Consider the following 15,396-nt stretch of genomic DNA (forward strand, 5'->3'; position numbering starts at 1 on the left):
CTGCGCGCCGTTCGCCTCTCCCGCGTCGGGGATTGGCGTGGGTCGGGTCAACGCGGACCCAGCATGCTCTCCGGACGCACCCAACGATCGAACTCCTCATCGCTAAGAAAACCCAACGACATGGCCGCCTGCTTCAAGGTCGTGCCCTCGGCATGCGCCTTCTTGGCGACCTTCGCGGCCTTGTCGTAACCAATGTGCGGATTGAGCGCCGTGACGAGCATCAGCGACTCATGGAGCAGCTTCTCGATACGGTCGCCGTTGGCCTCGATGCCCACGACGCAGTTATCGGCGAAGCTTTCGGCTGCGTCGGCCAGGAGCCGGATCGACTGCAGCACGTTAAAGATGATAACGGGCTTGAACACATTCAGTTCGAAATGACCCTGGCTTCCGGCGACTGTCACCGTGACATGGTTTCCCATGACCTGAGTCGCAACCATCGTCATCGCTTCAGCCTGCGTCGGATTGACCTTGCCTGGCATGATCGACGAGCCCGGCTCGTTCTCGGGCAGATGGATTTCGCCGAAGCCGCAGCGCGGACCGGAGCCGAGCAGGCGGATGTCGTTCGCAATCTTCATGGCCGAGGCCGCGATGGTGTTGAGCGCGCCCGACAGCTCGACGAGCGCGTCATGGCCGGCCAGCGCCTCGAACTTGTTCTCGGCCGTGACGAAGGGCAGGCCAGTGAGCTTTGCCGCCTCCTTGGCGAAGGCCTCGGCGAAGCCCACGGCGGCATTGATGCCGGTGCCGACGGCGGTACCGCCCTGGGCCAGCTGGTAAAGCCGCGGCAGCGTCGCCTCGACGCGGGCGATGCCGTACTCGACCTGCTTCGCGTAGCCCGAGAATTCCTGGCCGAGCGTGACGGGCGTCGCGTCCTGCAGGTGGGTCCGGCCGATCTTGATGATCGACGCGAATTCCTTGGCCTTCTTGTCCAGCGCCTGGTGCAGGTGCTTCAGCGCCGGCAGCAGCCGGTGCGCGACCTGCTCGGCAGCGGCGATGTGCATGGCGGTCGGGAAACTGTCGTTCGACGACTGGCCGTAGTTGACGTGATCGTTCGGGTGGATCGGCTTCTTCGAGCCGACGACGCCGCCCAGGAGCTCGATCGCGCGGTTCGAAATGACCTCGTTCGCATTCATGTTGGTCTGGGTGCCGGAGCCGGTCTGCCAGACGACGAGCGGGAAATGGTCGATGAGCGTGAGGTTGATGACCTCGTCGGCCGCCTTGGCGATCGCGTCGGCGACCGCCTGGTCGAGCTTGCCGAGCGCCAGGTTGGCAAGCGCCGCAGACTTCTTCTGGATGCCGAGCGCGCGTACCAGCGGCGCCGGCATGCGCTCACCGCCGATCTTGAAGTTCTGCAACGAGCGCTGAGTCTGGGCACCCCAATATCGGTCCGCCGGCACGGCCACTTCGCCCATCGTGTCGGTTTCGATGCGGGTCGCGGTCTCGGAAGTCATCTTGGGTCATCCTTGTCGAAGGGTCTATGCCGCCGGCCGGGGAGCCCGGTCGCCGGATGGGCGCCAAGGTGCCACCGCCCCGCCGTCGCGGCAAATACCTGTTACCGCAAGGCTCAGTTGCCGACTGAATTGCGAATCGGGCCCGCCAGCGGGTTCGACCGGTCGGCGACGATCGCCATGAAGGTCTTGCGCTGGGATTCGTCGAGTGTGCCGAGGAACTTGATCGTCGCCGTGGTGACCTCGGTCTGGAACGCGCGGCGGTGCTGTGCGATCTCGTCGAGCAGCTCGTGAACATGCTGGACGTCGGGCGTGGGCGCGCTCAGCTCCTCCCAGGTGTCCTCGACCAGCGGCTGGTTCTGCAGGGCAAGTATACCCTGGGCGGTGTGCAGGCCGCGCCGCCATTCCTTGAAGGGCTTGGATGTCTCGGGATCGAGACCGAGCCGGGTTGCAAAGAGCTCGAGCCGGCGTTCGGGCGGGCCTCCCTGCCCCGGATGCGGGGCCGCGTAGCGGGAATAGGCGAAGCCGCCGGCGACGAACAGATTGAGGGCCAGCGACAGCACGAGGGCGACCTCGATCGGACGCGGGGCGCGAAGCTTGAACATCGTCGCCATCCGCGTCTCAGCCAACCCCGTCACCCAGGAGCCCGTTCGACTGGTCGAGAAGGTCGATCGCGGTGCCAGTGCCGCCCGGCTGGTTGATGTTCCGCTCCGTCTGCATGCCGAGATCGAAGCCCACGAGCGAGATCAGCACCAGGCTGGCCGCGACCGCGCCCCAGGCGGCCCAGGTGGAGACGCGCCGGGGGGCTGCCGAACCTGGCGCAAACGGCCGCGGTGCGAACGGCAGGACCGCCGCGGTCTGCTCCGGCAGGAGCGCCTGGGCGCGGCCGAGGAACGCGGCGGACGCGATCTCGGGCACGATCGGTTGCGTCTTGCAGTCGATGACATCGTCAAGGGCGGCCGGGTCGGCCGCGAGCCGGCGCTCGAGCGCCTCTGCCTCCGCCTCGTCGAGCCGGCCGTCGAGATAGGCCGCGAGCAGCATCGGGTCGATGGGGGGATCGATCGGGGGCGGTGTCGCTGCCGCCGCCGACTCGTGCGCCCGCCAGCGCTCGAAGAGCGCTCGGTCCGGCTGGAAAGGAGCTTCGTCGTTCATGGTCGGGATCCCACGTTCGAACATGGTACGCCCGTGGGGCGGGGACCATCCCCGCGCCTCACGGCTTTTCGCCAAAATGTGCCCGCAATTTCAGCATTGCTTTGTGATGCGTGCTGCGGACGGTTTGCGCGTCGACCGAGAGCGAAGCGGCGATTTCCGCCACCTCCATGTCGCGCTCGTAGAGCATGGTCAGGACCAGCTGTTGGCGCGGCGAGAGCAAGCCCTCGGGAATCTTGATCTTTTCGACGACGGACGGTTCGACGGCGAAGGCGCCCTCGGGGGTCGCTTCGATCGGCTGGGTCGGCGGCCGGCGCCGCCGGACCGTGTCGTGGGCGACGCTGCGCGCCACGATGGTGAGCCAGGTGGAGAGCCCGGCGCGCGTCGGGTCATATTGGCGCAGCAGTCGGAAATCGTCCTTGCACAGGCGCAGGAACACATCCTGGGCGATGTCCTCGACGTCGCTGCCGTCCGAACCCACGACCCGGCGCACCGCGGCGAGGATCAGGCCTGCGAACCGGGCGACGAAGGAGTCCCAGGCTGCCTTGTTTCCTGCCAGCAGGCCGGAAAGGTCCTCCTGATCCCCCCTCAAGTGAGCTCCGTACGACAGCGACCGCGACGACCCATCATACGCCGGTAGCGTGCCGCGCATCCCTCACCGCCCATGATCATTTCACGGGCAGGGCGCGCAATATTCGAAACGGCCCGGATTTACGCCGCCCTGCGGCCGGCGGTCATTTCTTGCGGAACGCATCGAGCTTGACGACCTCGCCGGACTTGTCGGCCGACGGGGCCGCCTGCTCGTCGTCGCTGGTCGGCGCGGGCGGCTTCTCGGCCGCGAGCTTCGGCGCAGGGGCTGGCGGCGCGGCTTCGGCCGTGTCCGGCTCCGAACGGAACTCGAGACCGAACTTGACCGACGGATCGGCGAAGGCGGTGACGGCGGCCAGCGGCACCACGAGCCGTTCCGCCTGGTTGCGGAAGCTCAAGGTGACCGAGAACTGGCGGTCATCGACCTCGAGGCCCCAGAACTGGTGCTCCAGCACGATGGTCATCTCGTGCGGATATTGGGCGGCCAGATAATCCGGGATTTCGACGCCGGGATGGCCCGTGCGGAAGGTGATGTAGAAGTGATGGGCGCCAGGCAGCCCATGCTCCGCGGTCAAGGTGAGCGCGTCGCGGACCACGCTGCGCAGCGCATTCTCGACCATCTTGTCGTAACGGAGGGTGGGTTTCGCCATCTGCACCGATTCTGAAAGAGCGCCGGATGCCATCCCCGGCGCGAAGGGGAGAAGTGGGGGGCTTCTGTTGCCCGGTGCCCCCCGAACCGCGAGTTACCCGATGGCTTTCATCCCGTTAGGGATTAGGCCGCGAGAGCCTCATGCGCAACGTTGTCGTTCGCATTTAGAGATTGACCCGATAACGGCGGTATCATGCCGGGCAAAAGTCGCGCCTTTACTACGCACGTCGAAGCTGGATCGCCCCCGTCGGTCGGCCACGAGGAACGGACGTTCCCTCGGGCCGATTTGGTGGAGGCGCCGGGCACTGCCCCCGGGTCCGTGACGCCTATTCTACGCGCCGTTTATCGCCATAGTCGGTCACCCGACAGGAAAGAATATAGGCGGCGGCCGATCTTGGCGCAACGGGCTCGGCGACCGGGCCGCGTGCACCGAGCGGCCGCCCCTCAACCTGCGCGGAGCGCGCGCTCGAGAAAATCCAGCCGGTCCTGCCCCCAGAACGGCTCGCCGCGATAGATGTAGGTCGGCGCGCCGAACACCTGCGCCGCAATCGCATCCTCGGTATGCGCCTCATAGGCGGCCCTGACCGCCTCGGTCTCGGCCGCGGCGCGGAGCGCACGGCCATCGAGCCCGGCCGCATCGGCGATCGCGATGAGCGTCGCGGCGTCGGCGACGTCGCGCTCCTCGACCCAGATCGCGCGCATGATGCCGGTGAGCAGCCCGTCCAGCTCGTCGCCGTTGCGCTCGGCCGCGCAGAGCATGCGCGAGGCGAGATCGGCCGAGACCGGAAAGAACTTCGGCTGCGGATTGAGCGGGACGCCGAGATGGGCCGACCAGCGCTTCAGCTCGAACAGCCGATAGGCCTGGCGCTGCGGCGCGCGCTTGGCGAGCGGCAGGCCGTCCGAGATCGGGAACACCTTGCCGTAGTCGGTCGGCTTGTACTCGATCGTGGCGCCCGCCGCTGCGGTGAGCGCCAGGAACCGCTCATGGCCGAGATAGGTCCAGGGTGACACGGGCGTGAAATAGTATTCGACGAGCTTGCTGGCAGGCATGTCTCAAGGAACCTCCTTCGAGCGCAGAGCACGGCGGATGATCTTGCCGGTCGCGGTCATCGGCAGGGATGGGGCGAATTCCACGATGCGCGGGTATTCGTGGGCGGCGAGCCGGCGCTTGACGAACTCCTGGATCTCGGACGCCAGCGCCGGCGTGGGCTCGACGCCCTCGGCCGGCACGATCACCGCCTTGACGAGTTCGGTGCGGATCGGGTCGGGCTCGCCCACGACGGCGGCGAGTGCCACCGCGGGATGGCGCATCAGGCAGGCCTCGATCTCGGCCGGACCGATCCGGTAGCCGCCGGAGGTGATAAGATCATCGTCGCGCCCGACGAAGCGGACATAGCCGTCCGCATCCTTGATGCCGAGGTCGCCGGTCAAGAGATAGTCGCCGGCGAACTTGGCCGCCGTTGCGGCCTCGTTGCGCCAATAGCCGAGGAACATCACCGGGTCGGGCCGTCGGACCGCGATCGTGCCCTGGGTCCCGGGCGGCAGCACCTGGCCGGTCTCGTCGACGATCTCGACCCGGTGGCCCGGGATCGCGGTGCCGGTCCAGCCCGGCCGGACCGGCGGCAGGCCGCCGCCGTTGCCCAGCACCAGGTTGCACTCGGTCTGGCCATAGAATTCGTTGATCTGGACGCCCAGCACGTCGCGGCCCCAGTCGAGCAATTCATCGCCCAGGCTCTCGCCGCCGCTGCCGACGCTGCGGAGCTTCAGGCCCGCGTGGCGCGCGCCGGACCGGCGCAGGAGTTTCAGGGCCGTCGGCGGCAGGAAGCTGTTGCGCACCTCGAACCGGGCCATCAGCTCGAGCGCCGCCTCGGGATCGAACTTGCGGGCGCGATGGGCCACGACCGGCACGCCGTGGAACCAGGACGGCAGCAGCACGTCCAAGAGCCCGCCAATCCAGGCCCAGTCGGCCGGCGTCCAGAACCGGTCGCCCGGTTGCGGGAAGCCGTCGTGCGGGAATGTCACGCCCGGCAGGTGGCCCAGGAGCACGCGATGGGCATGGAGCGCGCCCTTGGGCTGACCGGTCGTGCCGGAGGTATAGATGATGATCGCCGGATCGTCGGCCGCGGTGTCGACGGCTGCGTACTGGTCGCTCGCCGGCGCGATCGCCTGCGTGAAGCCCTCGGCCCCCTCGACCGGGCCGTCGACTGACAGGACGAGTGCCAGATCGGGCAGCCGGTCGCGGATCGTCCTGAGCTTCGCGACACCCTCAGCATCGGTGATGACGGCGCGGGCGCCGGAATTGGCCAGGCGATATTCGAGCGCCTCCTCGCCGAACAGGATGAACAGCGGGATCGAGATCATGCCCGCCTTCAAGACTGCGGCATGGGCGACGCCGGTCTCGTGGCGCTGCGGCAGGAGGACGCCGACCCGGCCGCCAGGCCTGAGCCCCCGGAATTGGAGCGTATTGGCGAGCCGGTTCGACAGGCGGGCCAAGTCCTGGAAGCTGAACCGGCGCGGCGCGCCGTCGGCATCGACCTCGACGAGCGCGGTCCGGCCCGGGTCTTCGGCGGCCCAGCGATCGAGCACGGCCGTGCCGATGTTGAACCGCGCCGGAATTTGCCAAGTGAAATTCCGCGCGGCATCGCCGGGCTTGGGCATGGCGGACGGGGCCATGGGTGTCTCCTTCGCCTCTCGTTGTTCAGGCGAGCTTAGCGCATTCGAGAGGCCTGGCGAGAACGTGCGCGTTGGGCATAATCACGGGGCATTGGGCCGCAGTCCTGCAGCTCGTTTCTTTTCCGAAATCTAGGGGATGTCGATGACGGTTCGGGCAGCGATCGTCGGGCTCGGCCGCTGGGGGCGGCGGTTGGTGGATTCGGTCGAGGGCAGCGACAAGATCCGCATCGTCGCGGGCGTCACCCGCCGGCTCGAGCGGGCGCAAGGCTTTGCTGCGGCCAAGGGCTTCCCGCTCGGCGCCGATTACGACGCGATATTGGCCGATCCCTCGATCGACGCCGTGATCCTGGCAACGCCGCACAGCCTGCATGCCGACCAGGTTGTGGCGGCCGCGGCAGCAGGCAAGCAGATCTTCTGCGACAAGCCGTTCACGCTCGACAAGGCGTCGGCCGAGCGGTCGGTCGCCGCCGCGCGCGAGGCGGGCGTGACACTCGCGGTCGGTTTCAACCGCCGCTTCCTGCCGGCGGTCCGGCAGCTCGAGCGGCTGATGGCTGACGGCACGATCGGTACCGTGCTTCATGCCGAGGCGCATTTCTCGGTCAACGCGATCGGCCGCTACGACGATGATTCCTGGCGGCTCGACCGGCGCGAGGTGCCGGGCGGCGGGCTCACCGGGCTGGGCATCCACCTGATCGATGCCATGATCGACCTGATGGGGCCGATCACGAGCGTGTTTGCCCAGACGAGCCAGCGTGTGATGCGTGAGGTCGACGACACGACGGCCGTGCTGTTCCGTTTCGAAAGCGGTGCCAGCGCGTCCCTCACGACCCTGCTCGCAACCCCGCAGCATTTCCGCTTTCACCTGTTCGGCTCGAACGCCCATGCCGAGCTGCGCGGGCCGGACCGGCTCGAGCTCACCCGGCTCGGCCGCGACGTGCCGGAAGTGACGGCGTTCCCGCCGGTCGACATCGAGCGCGCGGAGCTCGAGGCCTTCGCCGACGCGATCCGGGGCGGGGCGACCTTCCCGGTCAGTGCGGCCCAGGCGATCCATGGCGCCGCCGTGTTCGAAGCGATCCTGCGCTCGGCCGCCGAGGGTGCGCCCGTCACGGTCGGCTGACGGTATTCACTGGCGTCAGGCCGCCTTGCATGTTCGCCGGTTGGCGGCGGGATAGGGCGGCCCTAGAGTGAGCGACCCGACCCTTGGATCCATGACCCGCCATGCCGCTCGACATCGCCCATTCGGTCTGCCCGCACGATTGCCCCTCGACCTGCGCGCTCGAGGTCGAGCGGCTCGACGCGCGCACCATCGGGCGGGTGCATGGTGGGCGCAAGGACGGCTACACGGCGGGCGTGGTCTGCGCCAAGGTGGCGCGCTATGCCGAGCGGCAGCATCATCCGGACCGGCTCGCCCGGCCGCTGCGCCGCGTCGGGCCGAAGGGCGTGGGCCTGGCCGCCTTCGAGCCGATCTCGTGGGAGGACGCGCTCGACACGGTCGCGGCCAAATTCGCCGAGGCGGCGCGGCAGTACGGGCCGGAAACGGTCTGGCCCTATTTCTATGCCGGCACCATGGGCCATGTGCAGCGCGACGGCATCGACCGCCTGCGCAACGTGATGAAATACTCGCGCCAGTACGGCACGATCTGCGTGGCACTCACGGACGCGGGCTGGATGGCCGGCGTCGGCGTCAAGCGCGGCACCGACAGCCGCGAGATCGCCGAGAGCGATCTCATCGTCGTCTGGGGCGGCAACCCGGTCGCGACCCAGGTCAACCTGATGAGCCACATCCAGCGCGCCCGCAAGCGGCGCGGCGCCAAGCTGGTCGTGGTCGACACCTATCGCACGCCCACGGCAGAGGTCGCCGATCTCGCGATCATCCTCCGGCCCGGCACGGACGCGGCGCTTGCCTGCGCGATCATGCATGTCGCCTTCAAGGAGGGCTATGCCGACCGGGACTACATGGCGCGCTACACCGACGTGCCCGACGCACTCGAGGCCCACGTGCGCGACCGGGACCCGGCCTGGGCGGCGCGGATCACCGGCCTGCCAGAGGAGACGATCTGGGAATTCGCCCGGCTCTACGGGCGGACCCAGCGCAGCTTCATCCGCGTCGGCTATGGCTTCTCGCGCGGCCGCAATGGCGCGGCGCAGGTTCATGCGGTCACCTGCCTGCCGGCGGTGACCGGCGCCTGGAAGCACCGGGGCGGCGGTGCGCTCTACGCCGGCGGCGCGCTCTACAGCCTGAAGAAGAGTGTGATCCAGGGGCTCGATGCGGTCGACACGACCGTGCGCGAGCTCGACATGTCGCGCATCGGCCCCGTGCTGACCGGCGATGCCGAGGCCTTGAAGGGCGGGCCGCCGGTTACCGCCATGCTGATCCAGAACACGAACCCGATGGTGGTGGCGCCCGATCTCGCCAACGTGCACCGGGGTTTCCGGCGCGACGACCTGTTCGTCTGCGTGCACGAGCAGTTCATGACCGAGACGGCAGCAATGGCCGACATCGTGCTGCCGGCCACGACCTTCCTCGAGCACGACGACATCTACACCGCGTCCGGCCACACGATGCTGCAGATCGCGAAGCAGGCGGTCGAGCCGTTCGGCGAGGCGCGCGAGAACCACTTCGTCATCCGTGAGCTCGCGCGCCGGCTCGGTGCCCGGCATCCGGGCTTCGAAATGAGCGCCTGGGAGCTCATCGAGCGCACGCTCGCCGACACCGGCTTTCCGCCGGCCGAGACGTTCCTCGAGGGCCGCGGCCATGATTGCGCCCTGCCGTTCGAGACCATGCATTTCCTCGACGGCTTCGGCCACAAGGACGGCCGGTTCCATTTCCAGGCGGATTGGAGCGGGCTCGGGCCCGACGGCGCGCGGCTGTCGGCCTTGCCGGACCAGAACTGGGTCATCGACCGCGAGACGGCGGCGAAGCCGTTCCGGCTGGTGACGGCGCCGGCGCGCAGCTTCCTCAACTCGACCTTCGGCGAGACGCCCGGCAGCCGGCAGCGCGAGGGCAATCCGCGCGTGCTGATCCATCCGGACGACCTGGCGGCGCTCGGGGCCGCGGACGGCACACGGCTCCGGCTCGGCAACGAGCGCGGCTCGGTCGTGGTGCCGGCCCGCGCGTTCGACGGCATCCGGCACGGCGTGGTCGTGGTCGAGGGCATCTGGCCCAACCGCGCGTTCGAGGAGGGCGTCGGCATCAACGTGCTGACGAGCGCCGAGCCCGGCCTGCCGGCCGGGGGTGCGGTGTTCCACGACACGGCGATCTGGATCCGCCCGGCGTAAGGTCGGGCGACCCACGATGGCCGTCATCCCCGCCTTCCGCGGGAATGACGGTAAAATTCCATGCAGTAGAGTCCTCAGCCACTTCCACACCACAGTAGTTGCTGCACGCCAAGTGGTATGGCACAGAATGCCGCATTGATCGGGAACGGGACGACCCTGTCGGCCGTTGTTGCCTCGGACGCATTGGTGCGCCGCAGCATTGGCAGGGTCGCGCATCGAGAATTCGATGCCGCGGCCTGGGCCGTCCGAAGGGGATGTTTATGGGTCACAAGATTCGCAAGGCCGTATTTCCGGTGGCAGGCCTCGGCACGCGCTTTCTACCGGCGACCAAGGCCATGCCGAAGGAGATGCTGACGGTCGTCGACAAGCCGGTGATCCAATACGCGCTCGAAGAGGCGCGCGCCGCCGGGATCGAGGAGTTCATCTTCGTCACCGGCCGCAACAAGACGGCGCTCGAGGATCATTTCGACTATTCCTACGAGCTGCAGCGCACGCTCGAGGAGCGCGGCAAGAAGGAAGCGCTCGAGGGCATCAACAGCTGGCTGCCGAAGCCTGGCCAGGTCGCTTCCGTGCGCCAGCAGTTGCCGCTCGGCCTCGGCCACGCGGTGCTGTGCGCCAAGCATCTGGTCGGCAACGAGCCGTTCGCCGTCATCCTGCCCGACGACCTCGTGCTGTCGAAGACGCCGTGCATGAAGCAGCTGGTCGACGTGCATGAGGAGACCAGCGGCAATGTGGTGGCCGTGGTCGACGTGCCGCGCGAGCACACCAAGCGCTACGGCATCCTCGACGTCTCGTCCGACGACGGGCGCCTGGCCTCGGTCAAGGGCCTGGTCGAGAAGCCTGATCCGGCCGAGGCGCCGTCGACGCTCTCGATCATCGGCCGCTATATCCTGACGCCCGCGATCTTCGATCACCTGGAGAAGACCGGCCGCGGCGCCGGCGGCGAGATCCAGCTGACCGACGCCATGGTGAAGCTCCTGGGCCAAGAGCCGTTCCACGGCCTGCGCTTCGAGGGCAAGCGCTATGATTGCGGCGACAAGCTGGGCTTCCTCGAGGCCAACATCGCCTTCGGCCTGGCGCGCGCGGACGTCGCCCAGGACCTGCGCCGCGTCATCGCAGAGCTGACCTGAACCCGCTAATCTTCGATCCTGTCTGATCCTTCTTCGACCTCAAAAGAGAGCTTCCCGATGAGCCACCAGTTCGACCCGACGATCCTGCGCGAATACGACATCCGCGGCATCGTGGGCGAGACCCTCAAGGCCGAGGACGCGCGCGCCATCGGCCGCAGCTACGGCTCGATGCTGGCGCGGAGCGGCGGCAAGTGCGCCGCCATCGGCTATGACGGCCGCCTGTCCTCGCCGATGCTGGAGGAGGCGACGGTCCAGGGCCTCAACGAGGCCGGCATCGACGTGGTGCGGATCGGGCGCGGGCCGACGCCCATGCTCTATTACGCGGTCAACACGGTGCCGGGCGTCGACGGCGGCATCATGATCACCGGCTCGCACAACCCGCCGAACTACAACGGCTTCAAGATGATGAAGGGCAAGAAGTCCTTCTTCGGCAAGGATATCCAGGCGTTGGGCCAGGTGGCGGCCAAGGGCGACTGGACGAGCGGCCAGGGCACGGCGCGGCAGATCTCGGTGTTCGACGAATATGTCGCGCGCATCGCCCAGGACTATGACGGCAAGAAGCCGCTCAAGGTCGTGTGGGACGCCGGCAACGGTGCGACAGGCGACGCCCTCGTCCAGCTCGTCAAGAAGCTGCCGGGCACGCATATCCTCCTGAACGAGGTGATCGACGGCACCTTCCCGGCCCATCATCCGGACCCGACCGAGCCGCACAATCTCATCCAGCTGCAGGAGAAGGTCGCGGCCGACAAGGCCGACCTCGGCATCGCGTTCGACGGCGACGGCGACCGCATCGGCGTCATCGACGCCAAGGGCCGCATCCTGTGGGGCGACCAGCTGATGATCATCCTGGCTGACGACGTGCTGAAGGCGAAGCCCGGCTCGACCATCATTGCCGACGTCAAGGCGAGCCAGGTGCTCTACGACGAGATCGCCCGCATGGGCGGTGCCCCCTTGATGTGGCGCACCGGCCATTCGCTCATCAAGAGCAAGATGGCCGAGACCGGGGCGCCGCTCGCCGGCGAGATGAGCGGCCATATCTTCTTCGCCGACCGCTACTACGGCTACGACGATGCGCTCTATGCCGCGGTCCGGCTCTTGGGCATCGTCGCCCGCTCGGACGAGACGATTACCCAGGTGCGCGACCGGCTACCGACCGTGCTCAACACGCCGGAACTGCGTTTCCCCTGCTCCGAGACGCGCAAGTTCCAGGTGATCGACGAGGTGAAGGCCCGGCTCGAAGCGGCCGGCGCCGACGTCTCGGCGATCGATGGCGTGCGCGTCAACACGGCGGACGGCTGGTGGCTGCTGCGCGCGTCCAATACCCAGGACGTGCTGGTCGCCCGCGCCGAGGCCAAGGACGAGGCGGGCCTCGCACGCCTCAAGGCGATCCTGGCCGAGCAGCTCAAAGCCAGCGACATCGCGCCGCCGGCTTTCTAAGCGGGCTTAGCCTCGAAAGCGGGGAGCATCATGCGAAGGCCTCTTCTGCTGATGCTCCCATTGCTGGCTGCCGCTAACGGGGCGCTCGCCGCCTCGTGCAAGGAGACGGCGGGCGCCGAGCAGGCCAAGGCCTATGTCGAGCAATGCCTCGAGGTCTCGCCCGCGACCCATCCGCCCTGCAACGCCCTGAACCCGTGCGAGCTCATCCAGGACGAGATCCGGCGCGGCTGCGCCATCCTGGTGAAATCCGGCGATGACGTGCCGCCCTTCTGCAAGTCCGAACTGCCGCCGGGCCAGAAGGACGAGGGGCAGGAGGAGCCGGAGTAGGGGCGATGCAAGAGCAGCGCTTCAAAGTGGTTAGTGGACCCTTCGAAGATCTTCGCGTCGTCATCATCGCGAGAAGCGATGGGCCCTGGCGTTACGAGCAAGAGCGCTATTTCCCTCCTGTTCCAGAGGATGGAGACCGAGGCGGCTGGCAGGCCTTTGGTGCCTCGGGTATCTTTCCAACCGCAGAAGCGGCTGAGCGCGATGCGCATCGTTCAGTGCCCTGGCTACGACCTCAGATCTCGGACTGAGATACGGTCGTGCCCCTGCACTGAAATCGACAGCGCTTGACTCCTTCATCGCTCCCAGCGCAGCATTTCGCCCGCAATGACCCATTCTTTCGCCCATCTGACCATCGTAACCAACCAGGCTTGGACCTGGTGGTGGCGTTCGTCCGTGGGCGATCCCGACGGCTGCTGACCGCGCGCGCGTAAGCACCGTCTCTGCGATTGAAGCCCACCAAGCCCGCTTGGTGGGCTTTTTCTTTGTCCAAACCTTGCCTGGAAGCCGCCCCATGATCTCGAAAATCCCGGTCCAGCTCGACCGCACTTCCATCCCATTCCTGCCGCCGCTCTCGGCGGCGCTCGCCCTCCGCCGGCTGCATGGCGCCGATGGTGTTTTCCTGATGGAGGCGCTGGCCGGGCCCGATCCGGCCGAGCGCCGGGCGTTCGTCGGATTCGGTCCGCTCCTGGCTCTCGAAATCCGCGACCGGGCCGTACGGTTCGGCGGATCGCCGGCGCTGGTCGCGGCGATCCGGGATGCGACCGCCGACCTGCTGTCCGAGGGCGAGGTTGCGGCCGATGGGCTCTGGGCGCTGTTGCGCCGGATTCGAGACAGCTTCGCGGTCGCAGGGCATTCCGATCCGGGGGCGGCCTACGGCTTCGGCTTCGTGGGCTATCTGGGCTACGACACGGTGCGGTTCGTCGAGGATCTGCCGATGCGCATCCCGCGCGGCGATGATCTGCCCGACATCGCGCTCATGCTCTGCCGCGGCGCGCTCTCGTTCGATCTCGCCCGCGGGACGGCCGAACTGGTGACGGCGCGCGGGCCGCATTGGGAGCCGGTCGATCTGGAGGAGCTGCTGGAACGGCTCGACGGCGCCCGGGCCGAGGGCGAGGAGGCTGCGATCCCCGCCGTGCCGGTGCCGCGCCGCGTCACGGACTCGATCGACCAGGCAAGCTACGAAGCCGGCGTCGCGACGGCGCTCGACCATATCGGGCTCGGCGACATCTATCAGGTCCAGCTGGGCCACGCCCTCACCATCGAGACCGAGGCGAGCCCGCTCTCGGTCTATCGCCGGCTGCGCGTGCGCAACCCGGCGCCCTACATGGTGCTGGCGCGCGTGGCCGGCACCGAGCTGGTCGGCGCCAGCCCGGAAGTGTTCCTGCGCATCGAGCGGCGACGGGCGACCATGCGGCCGCTCGCGGGCACGATCCGGCGCGGCGCCACGCCCGCGCTTGATGCGGCCCAGGCCGAGAAGCTCCGGACCGACCCGAAGGAGATCGCCGAGCATGTCATGCTGGTCGACCTCTGCCGCAACGACCTCGGCCGCATCGCGACACCGGAGAGCCTGGCTGTGCCGCAGCTCTTGGCGACCGAAGGGTACAGCCACGTGTTCCATCTCGTCTCGACGGTGACGGCCGATCTGGCGCTCGGCACGGACGAGTACGACGCGATCGCCGCGAGCTTCCCGGCCGGCACCATGAGCGGCGCGCCGAAAGTCCGCGCCATGGAGATCATCGAGGATCTGGAGACCAGCCGGCGCGGCCTCTATGCCGGCGCCTTCGGGCTCATCGATTTCGCGGGCTTCGTCGATACCGGCCTCGCGATCCGCACGGCGCTGCACGACGGGCGCCACTACACCATCCGCGCGTCGGCCGGGATCGTCGCGGATTCGAACCCCGCGGCCGAGTGGCGCGAGACGCTCGCCAAGCTCGGGGCCGGCTATTGGGCCATTACGAACGAGGAGCTCGTGCCATGAAGGCGCTGTTGATCGATGCCTACGACAGTTTCGTCTACATCATCCGGCAATATCTGCTGGAGGCCGGCCTGGACGTCCCGGTCGTGCGCAACGACCGGGTGACGGGCGACGAGATCGAGGCGATGCGGCCCGACCTGATCGTGCTGGGGCCTGGCCCGGGCCATCCCGCCGATGCCGGCTATGTCGGCATGCTCGACCGGTTCGCCGGCCGCCTGCCGATCCTGGGCGTCTGTCTCGGCCACCAGGCGATCGGGCTCGCGTTCGGCGGCAAGGTCGAGCGCGCGCGCCGGCTCATGCACGGCAAGACCAGCCCGATCGCCCATGACGGCGAGGGCTGCTTCAAGGACCAGGCCCAGCCTTTCTCGGCGACGCGCTACCATTCGCTCGTCGTGGCGGAAGACGGGCTGCCCGACTGCCTCGCGGTCTCGGCGCGCGCCGAGGACGACGGTCATATCATGGGGCTGCGTCACCGTTTCCTGCCGATCGAGTCCGTGCAGTTCCACCCGGAGAGCATCCGCACCGAGGCCGGCGCGCGGCTGTTCGGCAACTTCATCGACCGCGTCGCGGCCGGCGGTGCTGCTTGGTAGGGGAGGGGAGCGGCGGCGCGACCCTCACCCTCCCGCGTTCCGCGGATCCTCCCTCTCCCGCTTGCGGGAGTGGGCCGGGGTGAGGGTGTTCGCGTCGGAAAGCAAAAAGCCCGTCCGGGGCCGGACGGGCTTTTCTGGTTTCGCTCCTGTGTCG

14 protein-coding genes and 1 other RNA gene are annotated in these 15,396 nt (G+C 68.1%); 7 read left to right on the plus strand and 8 right to left on the minus strand.

The genetic code is table 11. The features are described 5' to 3' along the window. Positions 1-47: 47 nt before the first annotated feature. The 8 genes from fumC to IEY58_RS12165 all read right to left on the minus strand — a co-directional run bounded on the left by fumC (position 48) and on the right by IEY58_RS12165 (position 6,504). The gene (gene fumC, locus IEY58_RS12130) at positions 48-1,448 is read right to left on the minus strand and encodes a class II fumarate hydratase (protein ID WP_189045983.1); all 1,401 of its coding nucleotides are present in this window, start codon (positions 1,446-1,448) and stop codon (positions 48-50) included. A 113-nt stretch (positions 1,449-1,561) separates the two neighbouring features. After that, entirely contained in the window at positions 1,562-2,050 is a 489-nt protein-coding gene (locus IEY58_RS12135; RefSeq protein WP_189045985.1) for a periplasmic heavy metal sensor, read from the minus strand. Between the two features lie 16 nt (positions 2,051-2,066). Further along, a complete protein-coding gene (locus IEY58_RS12140) occupies positions 2,067-2,597 on the minus strand; it encodes an anti-sigma factor family protein (protein WP_189045987.1) in 531 nt (176 codons plus the stop codon). Between the two features lie 58 nt (positions 2,598-2,655). Beyond that, positions 2,656-3,186, minus strand: coding sequence for an RNA polymerase sigma factor (locus tag IEY58_RS12145; protein WP_189045988.1), 531 nt, complete (start codon positions 3,184-3,186; stop codon positions 2,656-2,658). A gap of 142 nt (positions 3,187-3,328) precedes the next feature. Further along, on the minus strand, positions 3,329-3,832 hold the full coding sequence (locus IEY58_RS12150) for an SspB family protein (protein ID WP_189045990.1): 504 nt from the start codon (positions 3,830-3,832) through the stop codon (positions 3,329-3,331). A gap of 52 nt (positions 3,833-3,884) precedes the next feature. After that, positions 3,885-4,238, minus strand: a transfer-messenger RNA (tmRNA) gene (ssrA, locus tag IEY58_RS12155). A 37-nt stretch (positions 4,239-4,275) separates the two neighbouring features. Continuing rightward, positions 4,276-4,881: a 2-hydroxychromene-2-carboxylate isomerase gene (locus IEY58_RS12160; RefSeq protein WP_189045992.1), complete on the minus strand. Its 606-nt coding sequence runs from the start codon at positions 4,879-4,881 to the stop codon at positions 4,276-4,278. Positions 4,882-4,884: 3 nt separating this feature from the next. Continuing rightward, positions 4,885-6,504 (minus strand): acyl-CoA synthetase, encoded by a 1,620-nt coding sequence (locus IEY58_RS12165; RefSeq protein ID WP_189045994.1) that lies wholly within the window; start codon positions 6,502-6,504, stop codon positions 4,885-4,887. Between the two features lie 142 nt (positions 6,505-6,646). Between IEY58_RS12165 and IEY58_RS12170 the strand changes: the two genes are divergently transcribed. From IEY58_RS12170 to IEY58_RS12200, 7 genes are all read left to right on the plus strand, one after another. Next, positions 6,647-7,621, plus strand: coding sequence for a Gfo/Idh/MocA family protein (locus IEY58_RS12170; protein WP_189045996.1), 975 nt, complete (start codon positions 6,647-6,649; stop codon positions 7,619-7,621). Between the two features lie 101 nt (positions 7,622-7,722). Continuing rightward, the gene (locus tag IEY58_RS12175) at positions 7,723-9,783 is read left to right on the plus strand and encodes a molybdopterin oxidoreductase family protein (protein ID WP_189045998.1); all 2,061 of its coding nucleotides are present in this window, start codon (positions 7,723-7,725) and stop codon (positions 9,781-9,783) included. 260 nt (positions 9,784-10,043) lie between these two features. Beyond that, on the plus strand, positions 10,044-10,913 hold the full coding sequence (galU, locus tag IEY58_RS12180; protein WP_189046000.1) for a UTP--glucose-1-phosphate uridylyltransferase GalU: 870 nt from the start codon (positions 10,044-10,046) through the stop codon (positions 10,911-10,913). A 57-nt stretch (positions 10,914-10,970) separates the two neighbouring features. After that, positions 10,971-12,350, plus strand: a complete 1,380-nt coding sequence (gene pgmG / locus IEY58_RS12185) for a phosphoglucomutase/phosphomannomutase PgmG (protein ID WP_189046002.1) — start codon at positions 10,971-10,973, stop codon at positions 12,348-12,350. 30 nt (positions 12,351-12,380) lie between these two features. Further along, complete coding sequence (locus tag IEY58_RS12190; RefSeq protein ID WP_189046004.1) at positions 12,381-12,677, plus strand: hypothetical protein; 297 nt, start codon at positions 12,381-12,383, stop codon at positions 12,675-12,677. A gap of 511 nt (positions 12,678-13,188) precedes the next feature. After that, a complete protein-coding gene (locus IEY58_RS12195; RefSeq protein WP_189046006.1) occupies positions 13,189-14,655 on the plus strand; it encodes an anthranilate synthase component I family protein in 1,467 nt (488 codons plus the stop codon). Next, positions 14,652-15,242 carry an anthranilate synthase component II gene (locus tag IEY58_RS12200; RefSeq protein ID WP_189046008.1) on the plus strand — a complete coding sequence of 197 codons (591 nt, stop codon included), beginning with the start codon at positions 14,652-14,654 and terminating at the stop codon, positions 15,240-15,242. Before IEY58_RS12195 ends, IEY58_RS12200 begins: the two co-directional genes overlap by 4 nt. The last annotated feature ends 154 nt before the right edge of the window (positions 15,243-15,396 follow it).

The sequence above is a fragment of the Aliidongia dinghuensis genome (assembly GCF_014643535.1).
Classification (GTDB): domain Bacteria; phylum Pseudomonadota; class Alphaproteobacteria; order ATCC43930; family CGMCC-115725; genus Aliidongia; species Aliidongia dinghuensis.

Coding starts and splice junctions, on each gene's coding strand:
- fumC (WP_189045983.1), bottom strand. CDS start 1,448: ATGACTTCCGAGACCGCGACCCGCATCGAAACCGACACGATGGGCGAA.
- IEY58_RS12135 (WP_189045985.1), bottom strand. CDS start 2,050: ATGTTCAAGCTTCGCGCCCCGCGTCCGATCGAGGTCGCCCTCGTGCTG.
- IEY58_RS12140 (WP_189045987.1), bottom strand. CDS start 2,597: ATGAACGACGAAGCTCCTTTCCAGCCGGACCGAGCGCTCTTCGAGCGC.
- IEY58_RS12150 (WP_189045990.1), bottom strand. CDS start 3,832: ATGGCGAAACCCACCCTCCGTTACGACAAGATGGTCGAGAATGCGCTG.
- IEY58_RS12160 (WP_189045992.1), bottom strand. CDS start 4,881: ATGCCTGCCAGCAAGCTCGTCGAATACTATTTCACGCCCGTGTCACCC.
- IEY58_RS12165 (WP_189045994.1), bottom strand. CDS start 6,504: ATGGCCCCGTCCGCCATGCCCAAGCCCGGCGATGCCGCGCGGAATTTC.
- IEY58_RS12170 (WP_189045996.1), top strand. CDS start 6,647: ATGACGGTTCGGGCAGCGATCGTCGGGCTCGGCCGCTGGGGGCGGCGG.
- IEY58_RS12175 (WP_189045998.1), top strand. CDS start 7,723: ATGCCGCTCGACATCGCCCATTCGGTCTGCCCGCACGATTGCCCCTCG.
- galU (WP_189046000.1), top strand. CDS start 10,044: ATGGGTCACAAGATTCGCAAGGCCGTATTTCCGGTGGCAGGCCTCGGC.
- pgmG (WP_189046002.1), top strand. CDS start 10,971: ATGAGCCACCAGTTCGACCCGACGATCCTGCGCGAATACGACATCCGC.
- IEY58_RS12190 (WP_189046004.1), top strand. CDS start 12,381: ATGCGAAGGCCTCTTCTGCTGATGCTCCCATTGCTGGCTGCCGCTAAC.
- IEY58_RS12195 (WP_189046006.1), top strand. CDS start 13,189: ATGATCTCGAAAATCCCGGTCCAGCTCGACCGCACTTCCATCCCATTC.
- IEY58_RS12200 (WP_189046008.1), top strand. CDS start 14,652: ATGAAGGCGCTGTTGATCGATGCCTACGACAGTTTCGTCTACATCATC.